General features: G+C 63.5%; 15 protein-coding genes and 1 tRNA gene. 13 read left to right on the forward strand and 3 right to left on the reverse strand.

The window, feature by feature from the left end; all coding sequences use genetic code 11:
- The first annotated feature begins 3 nt into the window (after positions 1-3).
- The 7 genes from IWY39_RS03020 to IWY39_RS03050 all read left to right on the forward strand — a co-directional run bounded on the left by IWY39_RS03020 (position 4) and on the right by IWY39_RS03050 (position 5,223).
- Positions 4-603 (forward strand): glycoside hydrolase family 108 protein, encoded by a 600-nt coding sequence (locus IWY39_RS03020; RefSeq protein ID WP_196871382.1) that lies wholly within the window; start codon positions 4-6, stop codon positions 601-603.
- Positions 600-764, forward strand: a complete 165-nt coding sequence (locus IWY39_RS03025; RefSeq protein WP_196871383.1) for a hypothetical protein — start codon at positions 600-602, stop codon at positions 762-764. The genes IWY39_RS03020 and IWY39_RS03025 overlap by 4 nt, the downstream gene beginning before the upstream one ends.
- Positions 764-1,075 carry a hypothetical protein gene (locus IWY39_RS03030; protein WP_196871384.1) on the forward strand — a complete coding sequence of 104 codons (312 nt, stop codon included), beginning with the start codon at positions 764-766 and terminating at the stop codon, positions 1,073-1,075. Before IWY39_RS03025 ends, IWY39_RS03030 begins: the two co-directional genes overlap by 1 nt.
- On the forward strand, positions 1,072-2,361 hold the full coding sequence (locus IWY39_RS03035; RefSeq protein WP_196871385.1) for a hypothetical protein: 1,290 nt from the start codon (positions 1,072-1,074) through the stop codon (positions 2,359-2,361). Before IWY39_RS03030 ends, IWY39_RS03035 begins: the two co-directional genes overlap by 4 nt.
- 487 nt (positions 2,362-2,848) lie before the next feature.
- Positions 2,849-4,018, forward strand: a complete 1,170-nt coding sequence (locus IWY39_RS03040; protein WP_196871386.1) for a tyrosine-type recombinase/integrase — start codon at positions 2,849-2,851, stop codon at positions 4,016-4,018.
- Positions 4,019-4,178: 160 nt separating this feature from the next.
- Positions 4,179-4,382, forward strand: a complete 204-nt coding sequence (locus IWY39_RS24530) for a Com family DNA-binding transcriptional regulator (RefSeq protein WP_196871387.1) — start codon at positions 4,179-4,181, stop codon at positions 4,380-4,382.
- Positions 4,372-5,223 carry a DNA adenine methylase gene (locus tag IWY39_RS03050; protein WP_196871388.1) on the forward strand — a complete coding sequence of 284 codons (852 nt, stop codon included), beginning with the start codon at positions 4,372-4,374 and terminating at the stop codon, positions 5,221-5,223. The genes IWY39_RS24530 and IWY39_RS03050 overlap by 11 nt, the downstream gene beginning before the upstream one ends.
- A 176-nt stretch (positions 5,224-5,399) precedes the next feature.
- Here the strand turns inward: IWY39_RS03050 and IWY39_RS03055 are convergent, their stop codons facing one another.
- The 3 genes from IWY39_RS03055 to IWY39_RS03065 form a co-directional block, all read right to left on the reverse strand.
- Entirely contained in the window at positions 5,400-6,125 is a 726-nt protein-coding gene (locus IWY39_RS03055) for a hypothetical protein (protein ID WP_196871389.1), read from the reverse strand.
- Between the two features lie 19 nt (positions 6,126-6,144).
- Entirely contained in the window at positions 6,145-7,464 is a 1,320-nt protein-coding gene (locus IWY39_RS03060) for a tyrosine-type recombinase/integrase (protein ID WP_269207980.1), read from the reverse strand.
- 95 nt (positions 7,465-7,559) lie between these two features.
- Positions 7,560-7,647: transfer RNA gene (locus IWY39_RS03065), tRNA-Ser, on the reverse strand.
- A gap of 134 nt (positions 7,648-7,781) precedes the next feature.
- On the opposite strand from IWY39_RS03065, the gene IWY39_RS03070 reads away from it, so the two are divergent.
- The 6 genes from IWY39_RS03070 to metG all read left to right on the forward strand — a co-directional run bounded on the left by IWY39_RS03070 (position 7,782) and on the right by metG (position 14,260).
- The gene (locus IWY39_RS03070) at positions 7,782-8,828 is read left to right on the forward strand and encodes a lytic murein transglycosylase (RefSeq protein WP_107123923.1); all 1,047 of its coding nucleotides are present in this window, start codon (positions 7,782-7,784) and stop codon (positions 8,826-8,828) included.
- Between the two features lie 73 nt (positions 8,829-8,901).
- A complete protein-coding gene (locus IWY39_RS03075) occupies positions 8,902-9,846 on the forward strand; it encodes a septal ring lytic transglycosylase RlpA family protein (RefSeq protein ID WP_107123922.1) in 945 nt (314 codons plus the stop codon).
- Positions 9,847-9,893: 47 nt separating this feature from the next.
- Entirely contained in the window at positions 9,894-11,057 is a 1,164-nt protein-coding gene (locus IWY39_RS03080; RefSeq protein WP_095687105.1) for a D-alanyl-D-alanine carboxypeptidase family protein, read from the forward strand.
- Entirely contained in the window at positions 11,054-11,680 is a 627-nt protein-coding gene (tmk, locus tag IWY39_RS03085) for a dTMP kinase (RefSeq protein ID WP_017182364.1), read from the forward strand. Before IWY39_RS03080 ends, tmk begins: the two co-directional genes overlap by 4 nt.
- Complete coding sequence (locus IWY39_RS03090) at positions 11,677-12,648, forward strand: AAA family ATPase (RefSeq protein ID WP_107123921.1); 972 nt, start codon at positions 11,677-11,679, stop codon at positions 12,646-12,648. The genes tmk and IWY39_RS03090 overlap by 4 nt, the downstream gene beginning before the upstream one ends.
- A gap of 43 nt (positions 12,649-12,691) precedes the next feature.
- Positions 12,692-14,260, forward strand: a complete 1,569-nt coding sequence (metG, locus tag IWY39_RS03095) for a methionine--tRNA ligase (protein ID WP_107123920.1) — start codon at positions 12,692-12,694, stop codon at positions 14,258-14,260.
- Positions 14,261-14,262: the final 2 nt, after the last annotated feature.

The following is a 14,262-nucleotide window of genomic DNA, read 5'->3' on the forward strand; positions in this document are numbered from 1 at the left end:
ATCATGAGCAAGTTGAAACTTGTCGTTGCGGCATCCGCCGTAACGCTGGCCCTGATTCCGCCTGCTGCGATCGAGATCATCAAGCCGACGATCGCGCTGGAGGGTGGATATGTGAATCACCCCAACGATCCTGGCGGTGAGACCAATATGGGCGTCACCAGGAAGGTGGCGGTCGAGCATGGCTATACGGGCCCGATGAAGGCGCTGCCGCGCGACGTGGCGGTGAGCATCTATTATCAATCCTATCTGGTGAAGCCAGGCTATGTGCCGTTGATCGCGCTCGACCCCGCCGTCACCACCGAGTTGTTCGACACGTCGGTCAATATGGGACCGGCGCGGCCGTCGCGCTTTTTCCAGCAGTCGCTCAACGAGATTTGCCCGGCGCTTAAGCTGAAGGTGGACGGCCAGGTCGGTCCTGCCACTGTCGCGGGCTACGCACGCTGCCAGCAGACCTTGCTGTGCCAGGCGATGCTGCCCCGCCTCGATGCCAAGCAGCTGGCCGAATATGACCGGCTGATCCGCGCAAATCCCAAGCTCAAGGTCTTTCGCAAGGGCTGGGTCAACCACCGCATTGGCAATGTTTCCATGGAGAAATGCGCATGAAGATCGAGAAACTGAGCGGGAAGCTCACAAGCATCAGTCTGGCCCTGGAGGCCGGATTGTTTCTGTTGCGCCTTGGCAAATCCGTCGTGCGCGAGGTGAAGGGCAAGAAGGCCAAAGCCCCTGACGCTGTCGCGACCCCGCACGCCGAAGGGGATGCATAATGGCGATCACGCATGTGACCTGCGGTCCGGTGACCGCGCGCGCCAGTACCGGTTCCACCATGGCCGTCGAATCGTCGCAGCCGGCCCGCAAGCAGAAGTTCGTGCCCAGTGGCACCAGCCAGCCCAGCAGCATCACCGCCAACGCGGCCGAGGGTGACTTCTGGCATGTCGTGACTGACACGGCCGTCTGGATTAAGTTCGGGACGACCCCGGTCGCTGCAGATGGCGATGCCCATTTTCTGCCCGCCGGCGCATCGCGATCGTTCATCGCGACCGGCGCAGCCGAGAAGATCGCGGTGATCACCGCGTGAGAACGTTCGGCAGCGGCTTCGGCTTTGATCAGAGCAGGCGGCTGCCGGGCGGTGGCGCGTCCACGCCCGTTAAATCATGGCAGATCATCGGGCAATATAATGATATCCCTCAATCGCAGCAGGGAGTGAACGGTGCCAGCCTTCGAGCGATCACTGTGTCCAAGGCGAAGTTGGCGGCCACTGACGTTACAGCATTGCGGGTATATGGGCAGGGCTATTATGTCGGCGGCAACGGCGGTCCTGAAGTCAATATCGGGAATGATGTTCCGACCCGTGTAGCTGTGCTGGATGGTTCCACGGTGCTGGGGATATCCCCGTCGCCAGTTGCAGTTGTGAATGGCAGCGCTCTTACGCAATTGGCTGAGTTCAGCGGGCTTAACCTAAGCGCTGGGACGGTGCTCAAGCTCCAGAAGGAACGTGTTCTTACATCTGGCCAGTTTTCGACGCAGACGACGCCCTATGCGGCTGGAACGCTTCCGACCGGCGTAGGACGCAAGGGGGATGATGGTGTTGCAGCGAGCGTGCTAGGCACGCCTTCGCCGTCTGGTATCGCAGCGGGAACGCTCGAAGGTGATATTCTGGTTGGATATGGCGTCCACCCTGCCCACACCTACATTATCGCCAGTCACAGCATCGGTTATAACAACACGGACTCTGCGATCGGCGACGGCGGTTTGATTGGCGCTGATGGCCGGACTGCCGAGGGCGGCGGTCTGTTCCGGCGCGGTTTCCGCGCTGCGGCTGTCGCTACCGGCATCGAAATACCTTTGCGGATGGTGGCCAAGCCTGCGGGGCAGATGGCCCTGCTGCGCTCGGATGGCGCAAGGCGGCGCGCCAGCTTCATATATGGCAATACCCTTGTTCTGTATCTGGATACAAACGACCTCGACAGCAGCGCCGGGAACAAGACTGACGCACAGCTTGCAGCCTATTATTCAGCAGAGGCCGCACAGTTCCGGGCGGATTGGGCAGCAGTCAACCCGCTCCTTCCCTGCTTCGTTATCGTCTGTACGCCGTTGCCGCGTGGCGCCGACGGCGGAACACCAAACACCACGCAACAACGCATCGCTGACTTCGATGCGCGGGTCCGCGCGGGGATCAGCGGGACCGATGGCTATTGGGACCTGAACAGCCTGTACGCTGTGCCAGGCATACCATGGAAGATCGCGGACACGGCGCTTTTCAATGGTGACCTCATCCACCTGTCGCCAGCGGGCCAGACTGTCGGGGGTGCCTATGTGTCGAACATGATCCAGCAACCTACGCCATGGATTGATTACCCATGATCATCGCCGCGTCGCCGTCTCGCACCGAAAGTAGGGGTATCGCGTGGGGTATCGCTATAGACTGAAGTTGCCCGTAACCCGTGCAATTCCGTCGGTTTCACGATGTGCGCGACGGAGGGGTTGTCCGTCGCTAAGCTGGACCTCGAACCAAAACCGCCTCGTTGATCGATACATTTAGCTTATGCAACTGGCCGTAACGAGGGCAGATGTGGAACACGACGATTCGATCGTCTTCTATCCGGCCCCGAATTTCGCCGCATTCTTGGCAGTATTCCTGCACCTCTGTCTTTTCGGCCATAAAGCTACCGCGCCATTCTAGATCTAAAGGAAGTGGGGTGGGTTAGGTCGCCCGATAGCGACCAAGACGGAGGGCCTCGCGAGCCGTATCCATCCTGTCACCACCCCTTCGCTGCCGTGGGTTATGCTGAAGTTCTGCGACCGGTTGGGGGCATCAAATCAAGTCCTGAAAATTAAATGGGAGCAATCCATGCTCAGCAACGCTGCGGTGAAAGCCGCGCGGCCGCGTTCGCGCGCCTACAAGATGTTCGATGAGCGGGGCCTGTTTCTGTTCGTTGCGCCGACCGGCCTTCGCGCCTGGCGCATGCGCTATCGCATCGGCGGACGGGAAAAGCTGCTGAGCCTGGGCCAATGGCCCGACCTGCAGCTGGTTGATGCGCGGACAAGCGCCGAGGAAGCGCGGGGCCTGATCGCCCAGGGCGTCGATCCATCGTCCCGTGCAAATTTGCATGTGCAGATCCGCACGTTTGAATCGGTGGCGCGCGAATGGCACGCGCATCAGCGCGATCGCTGGACGGATCGCCATGCCGACGATGTGATCGGATCGCTGGAAAGCAACGTGTTTTCAGATATCGGGCCGTTGCCGATCGGAGCGATCGGCGCGCCGGCGGTGCTGCAGGTGTTGCGCGACGTCGAGGCACGCGGATCGATCGAGACGGCGCGGCGGATCCGCCAGCGGATCTCGGCCGTGTTCGCCTTCGCCATTGCCGAGGGCCTGGTCGATCATGATCCGGCTGCCGTGGTCGGCAAGGCGCTGCGCCCTTCGCCGCCGCCGCGCCGCCAGCCGGCGCTGGTGTCGATCGATGAGGCCCGCGCATTGCTCCTCGCATGCGATCTCGCGGGTGGCCCGCCGATCGTGCGGCTGGCGTCGCGATTCCTGGCGCTGACCGCAGTGCGCATGGGCGCTTTGCTGGGCGCGCGCTGGGACGAGTTCGAGCAGCTGGACGGCGACGCGCCGACCTGGCGCATTCCGGCCGCGCGGATGAAGATCGCGCGGGCCAAGAAGGACGATGCGTCCCATGATCATCTGGTACCGCTGTCGCCCCAGGCGGTGGCCTTACTCAAAGCCGTTCGTGCTTTCGAGTATGAATACTCGATAGTCTTTCCAATCCATCCTGCCGCGATCGGCGCGCTCTACAAGCGGGCGGGCTTTGCCGGTCGGCATGTGCCGCATGGCTGGCGCGCCAGCTTTTCGACGATCCTCAATGAGCAGTTCCCGCTCGAGCGCGGCGCGATCGACATGGCGCTGGCGCATGTGCCGGCGGATCGCAGCAAGGTCGAGCGCGCCTATAACCGGTCCGAGATGCTGGACCAGCGCCGCAGCCTGTTCGATCGCTGGGGTGCGATGCTGAACACATGATTTAATGTGCTTCCTTCGCCCCAGCGCTGACGAGCGTCGGGAGCGGGGGCTATCGGGCTGCAACCCAATAGACCGACGAGAGCAACCTCGCCACGACACAGCTGGCCGACCGGCCGCCCCGCACCCGCGCATACGGGCGCGGGCGTTGGAGCGAACCTTCATGCATTCGTCAAATGATTCTGCCTGCGTATCGAATAAATGCGCGTCCTGCCGCGCCCTGCTTTTCAAATCCGAGCCCGGTGCGATCGCCGGTGTCATAGAGATCAAGTGCCGCCGCTGTGGCGCTTTCAACTGTCTGAGGCCTGTGAGCCCGTACCCGACCGCCGATCGAGCGGCCACCGGAAGGTTCCGCCATGACGCTTGAGAAAATCACCCCCATCAATCCCGCCGCCGGTTATATCGGCGGCAAGCGTAATCTGGCCAAACGGATCTGCGCGATCATCCAGGCCGTCGATCATGACGGCTATGCCGAGCCCTTTGTCGGCATGGGTGGCATCTTCTTCCGACGCGCTGCGCGTCCGCGCGCGGAATCTATCAACGACATATCGGGCGACGTGACGACCCTGTTTCGCGTGGTGCGCCGCCACTATCAGGCGTTCGTCGATGAGATGGAATGGCTGCTGGCCAGCCGGGCCGAGTTCGATCGCTTGCGTGCGATGGATCCCTCGACCCTCACTGATATCGAACGCGCCGCGCGTTTCCTGTACCTGCAGCGCCTTGCCTTTGGTGGCAAGGTCGCCAGCCGCAACTTCGGCGTGGACAGCCGGACGCCGGCGCGCTTCAATCTCGCGCGATTGCGCGCCACCCTGTGGGCTATTCGCGACCGGCTTCAGCCGGTCGTCATCGAGCAGCTGCCCTATGCCGACTTCATCCGGCGCTACGACCGGCCGGGCATGTTGTTCTATCTCGACCCGCCCTACTGGAATTGTGAGGATGATTACGGCGCAGGCCTATTCGATCGGGCCGATTTCGACCGACTGGCGGCGCTGCTCGGCGGGATCGCGGGCAAATTCATTGTCTCGATCAACGATACGCCGGGGGTGCGTGCCGCCTTTGCGGCCTTCGACATGGCCGAGGTGGAAACGACCTATTCGATATCGACGGCTACGGCTGGTGGCGCGAAGCGGGCGGGGGAGCTGATCATCACCAACTTCGCCCTGGACGGTGCCGCCTACGCTACCCTGGGCGCAAAAGGGCGATCCTAACCTCTTGGCCCCCTGGGAGCCAAGCGGGGAGGCCACAGCCTCCCCGTTCCCTACGGTGCGGAAATGCACGCGGGTGTTGCCGAGTAAGCGGGGGTGCGTCGGGAGAGCCTCAAATAGCGCCAGCCGAAGGCTGACCTTATCCTCTTATACCCCTGTGTGGGTGAACATCACCATTTCTAAACTCGCGCCTCTATGCCGGCTTCGATCCGTTTGAGGATCGCCTCCATGGCGGGATCAGCCGGTTTGGCGGGCTCCGGGGCTGCCACAGGGGCGGGAGCGGCGGTCTTGGGGGTTTGGGCCGCGCGACGGCGGCGGGCCTCACGCAGGTTCAGGAAGCGCGCACGCACGGCCCTGCCAGCGTCGCCGAGCGCCTTGCCCAGGCGACCGATGTCGAAGTGATAGGCGTTGGTCGCCTGCTGGCGCTGTGGTCCAGCTTCCCCCACATTGGTCGTCTTCTCGCTTCGCCGTACCCAGTCCAGGAAGCCATGTTCCTTGAGGCGACGCAGGGCGTCGACCACGGCATTCTTGGACAGTGCCGTCACCTTCATGATCGCGGTGATCGCCGGATCGAGCGTGCCGGTCTTGAACTCCAGAAACTGGCGCAGCATCGCTTCGAGCACGCGGATGCCGTTTGCCATCAATGGACTGCGCTCACCCTTCTTCTTGTGGATGACATCATACTCCTTGGCCAGGCGCAGATAGTCGTCCGCCCAGGCCAGGCCTCCGGCGACGGTCCCGTCGGCGATCGGCCGGAATACATCCGCCTGTCGACTGTCGACGTCATAGCTATGGCGATGCACGGGATCATGCCCGCGCTTCTTGCCGCCCAGAGTCGCGCCGGCGCCCTTCAAAATCTTGCGGGTCTGGTACGCGATCGCGCGTGCGTCGGACGGGGCGCTCATGCTGCCACCGCCCGGCTGTTCAGCGCCTCGGTAGTGTGAGCAGGGCTGAAGGCAGTGGCAGGCCGTCGAAAAGCATATCCGCCCATGCCTGCGCGATCTCGCGCCGTCGCGCCATATAGGCCGCGCGATTGTAAATGGGTTCGACGCCCTCCTGCTGGTGCGCCAGCATGATGTCGATGACGACGCGATCGCCCGGCCGGTCCTGTGACATTGCCAGCTCGTTCATGATCGTCGAAAAGCTGGACCGCCAACCATGTGGAACATGCCGCCCCTGATATCCCGCTTCCCGATAAAGTTTCGACACGGTCGAATCGCTGATCGGACGGCGCATCGATCGCGAACTGGGGAAAGCCAGGGGACCGTGCCCCGTCAACAGGCGCAAGGACTTCAGCAGTTCCATCGCCTGACGAGACAGCGGCACGGCGTGATCGTATGCATCCTGCTGCTTGCGCTCGACCGAAAGTTTCATCCGCGCGGCCGGAATGACCCAAACAGGATCTGTCGCGTCGTCGGCCGGCAACTCCGACCAGGGCAGGGACTGCACCACGCCCGGCCGCACTGCGGTGAGCGCGATGAAGCGCGATGCCAGCTTGGATACGGGATGCGCGGGCAGCGCTTCGACGGTCATCAGCATCCGCCTCAGATCGGCTAGGTCGGTAATAGCGGGCCAGCGTTTCTTCGTAAGCGGCCGCAGCGCCTTGCCGACGTCGGCCGGATTCCTGACCTCGTAGCCCAGTGCCTGCGCATGTTCGAAGATGGCATCGATTCGCTGGCGATGGCGCTTTGCCGTTTCGATCGCACCGCGCTTCTCGATCGCCTTCAGCCGCTGGACAACCATCGGCTTGGTGACCTCGCCGATCGGCAGCGAACCAAAATAGGGATAGAGATCCCGCGCCATCGCGTCCTCGACGTTCCTGGTGTGCTTGCCGTTCCAGCGTGGGCGCTGTTCGTCCAGCCACAGCTGCGCCATGACTTTGAAAGTGGCAGCCGCCTCGATCATGCGCGAGGCTTCGCGCTGCTTCTTCACGACGGCGGGGTCGCTGCCCGCGGCGATCAGCTTGCGGGCCTCGTCCCGCGCCGCGCGCGCTTCGATCAGCGACATTTCGGGGTAGGCGCCGAGCACCAGCCGTTTTTTCGTCTTGGCGAACCAGTAGCCCATGCGCCAGGAGCGATGACCGGTCGTTGTTACATGCAGAAAAAGACCGAGAGAATCCGTTAGACGATAGGCTTCGCCCTTCGCTGCCGCCTTCCTGCAAGCTGCATCTGTCAGCAAACCCCGATGCCCCCAAATGTCCCGGTTGGTGCCCCGCGAGTAGCCCCGACAGCGCCGCGCTTTCATGCCACCTAATGCAACTACTTGCGACAACGAATTGTAGGAAAACCGGGGATAACTTGCGATTTTGCGACTGAATGCTGCTGTATGCGACTGCTATCTGGCGGAAGGGGTGGGATTCGAACCCACGGATGCTTGCACATCGGCGGTTTTCAAGACCGCTGCAATCGACCACTCTGCCACCCTTCCGTCGCCTCGCTTCCTAGCGCGCTGTGCTGGCTTGCCAAGCGCAAAAATCGCCTGGGCTCGGTTCGTCGTCTAAACGGGCCATAGTTGCCATTAAGGGGATTCACCTGCCGTCCGGCCTGTGCAACAACGGGGGGATGAGAGATTCTCTGCGTTCGTCTGTATTTTCGCTGTTGCTGGGGCTGGCTGGCGTAACGGCTGGCACTGTCGTGCCGGGGGTTGCGCAGGCACAGGATGTGACGGATTTTCGCGCCTATCTGGAAAGCCTGCGCCCCAAGGCACGGGCGATGGGGATCAGCGACGCGACGCTGGACAGCGTGTTTCCGACGCTGACGCCCAATCCACGGGTCATCGCGCTGGACCAGACGCAACCCGGCGGTGGCGCTTATTCGCCCATCCCCAATTTCGAACCCTATCGCCGCCAGCATGTCGATGCCGCGCGGATCAGGCGCGGCCAGACCGCCTATCAGGCCAATCGCGCGCGTCTGGCCCGTATAGAGGCGGAAACCGGCGTGCCGGAGGAGATCATGGTCGCCATTTATGGCCATGAAACCAATTATGGCAGCTATGTCGGCGATTTCGACCTGATCCGGTCGCTGGCAACGCTGGCGCATGAGGGGCGTCGGCGCACCCTGTTCGAGCCGGAACTGCTGGCGACGTTGAAGATGCTGGACAACGGTGTGTCGCGCAGCCGCCTGGTCGGCAGTTGGGCCGGGGCTACAGGCTATCCCCAATTTCTGCCTTCGGTCTATCTGCGGCTGGCCAAGGATGGCGATGGCGACGGGCGGGCGGACATCTGGACCAGTGAGGCGGATGCACTGGCGTCGATCGCCAATTATTTCGTGCAGGCCGGATGGCGACGCGGGCAACCCTGGGGCGTGGCGGTCTCCGTGCCGTCCAGCTTGAACCGCGCCAGCGTGGCGGCAAAGACCAATCCGGCGCGCTGCCCGCGCGTATTCAACCGGCATAGCCGATGGCTGACCATGGCCGAATGGCGCAAGCTGGGCCTTACCCCGCAAAGCGGCGCATGGCCCGCCGATACGGTGATGGCGACGCTGCTGGAGCCGGACGGGCCGGGCAAGACCGCCTATCTGCTGACCGGCAATTACCGGGCAATTCTGGATTATAACTGTTCCAATTTCTATGCTCTGTCTGTGGGGTTGCTGGCCGATGCGGTCAAATGAGGGGGGTAGGCTGCCTCTGGCGGCCGGGCTTATACTATTGCTGGTATCGTGCAGCGGCGGGGAACAGCCGCCCATGCCACCGCCGCCCGCATCATCGCCGCGCCCGCTGGCGCAGGGCGCGATGGTGGCCGACGAACCCGTGATGATTGGCGCGCCCTACAGCGTCGGCAAGGTCACCTACACGCCCGAAGACGCGCCCAATTATGATGCGGTCGGTTATGCCGGCTGGTATGGCGAGGAGTTGCAGGGCAACAAGACGGCCAATGGCGAAACATTCGTGCCGGAGGCGATTACCGCCGCGCACCAGACATTGCCGCTGCCCAGCTATGTCGAGGTGACGGCGCTCGATACCGGACGGACCATCCTGGTCCGGGTCAATGATCGCGGACCTTTCGCCAATGGCCGGATCATCGACCTGTCGCACGGCGCGGCGGAGCAGTTGGGCGTGATCGGCGACGGCGCGGCGGCGGTGCGGGTGCGGCGCGTCAGCCCGCCCGATCAGGAACGGGTTGCGCTGCGCAGCCATGGCCGGGTGGCAGAGCGGCTGGAAACCCCGCCCGCCTTGCTGACCGCGCTGCGGGCCAAGCTGCCCGCCCGTCCCGCAGCAACGCCCGCAAAGGCAAAGGTCGTAGCAAGGCCAAGCGCCAAGACGCCGCCCAGGGCGGTCCGCGGCCCAGAGAAGCGCGGAATTGCGCCAACGCCCGCAAGGCAGGATGGCTTCGTGGTGGAAAAGGCGGGCGCGCCATCGGCGCCAACGCCTGTTGCGCCAGTTGCTCCTGCCTCTGCCCCCGCGCCAGCCGCCGCCCGGACTTATGTGGTGCAGGTCGCTGCCTTCTCATCCCGCGCCCGCGCCGAAACGCTGGCGAAGCGCATCGGCGCCAAGGCAGTGGAGGGCGACGGCGTGTGGCGGGTGCGCTTTGGCCCCTATCCCACGCAGGACGACGCGCAGGCCGGTGTGCGCGCCGCCGCAGCCAAGGGGTTTGAGAATGGCCGCATCATGGCTAATGACGCGCGATAGACATCGCGCACCACCCAAGCGATTCCATCCCATTTGAAGGCAGCCCCATGAACAAGTCCGTCGCAGTCCTCCTCTTCACCGGGCTGTTGGCCCAGCCGCTGACCGCAGCGGCGCCGCCCTACACCAGCGAAGCGCCGATCGCTTATATGAAAGATCTGTCGTCGGGCGCGGTGCTGTATGACAAGGGCGGCGAAACCAAGATGCCACCGGCATCCATGGCCAAGATGATGACCGCCCATGTCGCCTTCCGACTGATCCAGAAGGGCGAATTGAAGCTGGACACCATGTTCACCGTACGCCCGGAAACCTGGAAGCAGTGGCACGGACCGGCTGCCGGTTCGACCATGTTCCTGTCGGCGGGCGAGCAGGTATCGGTGGAAAATCTGCTGCATGGCATCGTCACCCTGTCAGGCAACGACGCCTGCGTCGTTCTGGCCGAAGGGATTGCCGGGACCGAGCAGGCTTTCGTCGCGCTGATGAATGAGGAGGCCAAGCGCATGGGCCTCAAAAACAGCCATTTCGGCACCAGCAATGGCTGGCCGGACGAAGGCGTGACCTATGTGACTGCCGAGGATCTGGCCAAGCTGGCGCAGGGAACGATCGAGGAAACGCCCGATCTCTATAAGCGTTTCTACGCCACCCGTTCCTTCACCTGGGGCAAGACGATGGGCGGCGCGGACATTGCGCAGGGCAATCGCAACCCGATTTTGGGCAAGATTGCCGGGGCCGATGGTCTCAAGACCGGCCATACCGAGGAGGCCGGTTATGGCTTTACCGGGTCGGCGGAACAGGATGGTCGCCGCCTGGTGATGGTGGTGGCGGGGCTGGGCAGCTTTAACGGGCGCATCCAGGAATCGGTCCGCTTCATGGACTGGGGTTTCAAGGCGTGGAAGGCGCAGCCCCTGTTCAAGAAGGGTGCAACTGTCGAAACCGCTGACGTCCAGTTGGGCAGCGCGACCAGCGTGCCGCTGGTCGCGCCGCAAAATCTGGCGGTCACGCTGCCGCGCACCGCATCGACGAACATCTCCGTCAAAGTGGTCTATACCGGCCCGATCAAGGCGCCGATCGCCAAGGGGCAGAAGATTGCCGACCTGATCGTATCCACGCCGGACACGCCGCCGCAGGTGATGCCGCTGGTCGCTGGCGCGGATGTCGCTGAAGCGGGCATGTTCGGCCGGTTGTGGAATGGCCTGAAATCGCTGTTCGGGTGATAGAAGGGCGGTTCATCACGCTGGAAGGCGGGGAGGGCGCGGGCAAATCGACCCAGTTGCGCGCCCTTGCCGCTGCTCTGCGCGCGCGCGGACTGGAGGTCGTGGAAACGCGCGAACCGGGCGGCAGCGAAGGCGCGGAAGCGATCCGTTCGTTGTTGCTGACGGGCGGCGCGGATCGCTGGAGCGCGCGGGCGGAGGCTTTGCTGTTTGCTGCGGCGCGGGCCGATCATATCGAAAAGACGATCCGCCCCGCGCTGGCGCGGGGAGCGTGGGTGCTGTCCGACCGCTTTCTCGATTCAAGCCGGGCCTATCAGGGGCAAGGGGCGCTGTCCGACGCGGACATTGTGACGCTGCACCGGATCGGCAGTGAGGGTTTTCTGCCTGACCGGACCCTGTTCCTGACCTTGCCAGCGGGTGAGGCCGAAGCGCGGGCACGCGTGCGGGATGGTGGCGCATCGGACCGGATTGGCGGCCGCGACCAGAGCTTTCATCGCGCCGTGGCGGATGCCTTCGCTCGTTTCGCGACGGACGAGGCAGCGCGGTTCCGCGCGATCGATGCGTCCGGCGAACCCGGCGCGGTCACGGCCCGCCTGATCGATGCGCTGGCGGATCTGCTACCATGACGTCCCTTCTGGGCCATGACGCGCAGGCCAGCACGCTGATCGACGCGGCGGCCAGCGGGCGGATGCATCATGGCTGGATATTGAGCGGGCCAAAGGGCATCGGCAAGGGCAGCTTCGCGCGAGCGATGGCGCTGCGTTTGCTGGCCGACGCCGCAGGCCCGCCGGTGGTTGGGGCGGGGCTTGACGTGCCGGAAAGCCACCCGGTCCGCCGCCTGATCGAGGCAAGCGCCCATCCCGACTATGCCGAACTGTTCCCGCTGGAAAAGGATGGCGTCACCGCGCGCAACATCAGCGTGGATCAGGTGCGGGGACTGCATCGGTTGCTTCAGTCCGCGCCGTCGCTTTCGACCCGGCGGATCGTGGTGATCGACAGCGCGGACGATCTGGAGCGGGGCGCGGCGAACGCGTTGCTCAAAAATCTGGAAGAACCGCCCGCCGACATGATCTTCCTGCTGGTCAGCCACGCGCCGGGCCGGTTGCTGCCGACGATCCGTTCGCGCTGCCGCACGCTGCGTTTCGATCCGCTGAGCGACGGGGCGATGCGCGCCATCCTGCGCGGCAAGGATGAAAGCCTGTCCCCGACCGAGATTGACGCCCTGATCCGCGCGGGCGAGGGGTCGCCGGGCAAGGCGCTGCGTTATCTGGGCCTGAACCTAGCGGACATAGAAAGCGCGATGGCGCGGATTGCGCAGAATGGCGACCGGGACAATCGTCAGCGGCTGGCGCTGGCCAAAGCGCTGGCGATCAAATCGGCCAAGCCGCGCTATGAGGCGTTTCTGGAACGCGCGCCCGCCTTCATCGCGCAGGCCGCGCGGCATCGCAGCGGGTCGGCACTTGGCGTGGCGCTCGACCATTGGGAAAAGGCGCGGCATCTGGCGGGCGGGGCGGTGATCCTGTCGCTTGATCCGGCGGCAGTCGTTTTTGAACTGGCCGGCCATGTCGCGGCGCTTGCGCCACCATCGGCCTGAAAAGCGGCTTCCCGCCCGACGCAACAGCCGCTAGGGACATCGCATGTCCCAGCCCTATACCATCACCACCGCCATCTCCTATCCCAATGGCCGCCCCCATATCGGCCACGCCTATGAGGTGATCGCGACCGACGCGATCGCCCGTTTCCAGCGCATGATGGGCCGCGACGTCTTCTTTCAGACCGGCACGGACGAACATGGCCTGAAAATGGCGCAGACGGCACGGAACCGGGGGATCGAACCCGTCGCGCTGGCCGATGAAATGTCAGGCTATTTCCGTGACATGAACGATCGGCTTAACATCAGCCATGATCGTTTCATCCGCACCAGCGAAGCGGCGCACCATCGCGCCAGCCAGGCCATCTGGCAGGCGATGGAGGCCAATGGCGACCTGTATCTGGATCGGTATGAGGGCTGGTATTCGGTCCGCGACGAAGCCTTTTACGACGAAAAGGAACTGACCGACGGGGAAGGGGGCGCCAAGCTCTCGCCACAGGGCACGCCGGTTGAATGGACGGTCGAGGAAAGCTGGTTCTTCCGCCTGTCCAACTATCAGGACAAATTGCTGGCGCTCTACGAAAGCCAGCCCGATTTCATCCGTCCGGACAGCCGCCGCAACGAGATTTTACGCTTCGTCGAAGGCGGCCTTTCGGACCTGAGCATTTCGCGCACCAGCTTCGACTGGGGCGTCAAGGTACCCGGCAGCGATGGCCATGTCATGTATGTGTGGGTTGACGCGCTCACCAACTATCTGACCGGCTGCGGCTATCCCGATGATGCCGACCGCATGGCACGATATTGGGCAGAAGGCGGCGACATCACGCATATTATCGGCAAGGATATTGTGCGTTTTCATGCGGTTTACTGGCCAGCCTTCCTGATGAGCGCGAAGCTGCCCTTGCCCAAACAGATTTTCGGTCATGGCTTCCTGCTTAACCGGGGCGAGAAAATGTCCAAATCGGTTGGCAACGTCGCCGACCCGATCGAACTGGCCGATCGGTTCGGTGTGGATCAACTGCGCTACTTCCTGTTGTCGGAGGTCACTTTCGGCAATGACGGCAGCTATAGCGCGGAGGCAATCGTCCAGCGCTCCAACAGCGATCTGGGCAATGCGTTCGGCAATCTGGCGCAGCGGACGCTAAGCTTCATCGCCAAGAATCTGGATGGCAGATTGCCAGCCATTCACGGCCATGATCCGGCGGACAGCGAGTTGTTCGATCTGATCGACCGGGTCGTGCGTACTGACATGCCTGCCGCCATGGCCGATCTCGCGCCATCCGTCGCGATCGACGCATGGCTGCGCGCTGCTTTTGCCTGCAATCAGTATATCGACGCCCAGGCGCCATGGTCATTGCGCAAGACCGACCCGCAGCGGATGGAGACGGTGCTGGCGACGCTCTACATCGCGATCGCGCAACTGGCCGTCGCGGTCCTGCCGGTCATCCCCGCCAGCGCGACCGCGCTACTCGATCAGATGGGCATCCCCGCCGACAAGCGCAGCTACAACGCGATCGGCGATCACTGGTATTCGCCACTGGCTGAAAGCGACTTTATCCTCGCCGCGCCCAAGCCGCTCTTTCCCCGGCTCGAACTGACCGAAGCGGACGGGTGAAC

It is taken from the genome of Sphingobium sp. JAI105, from assembly GCF_015752145.1.
Lineage (GTDB): Bacteria > Pseudomonadota > Alphaproteobacteria > Sphingomonadales > Sphingomonadaceae > Sphingobium > Sphingobium xenophagum.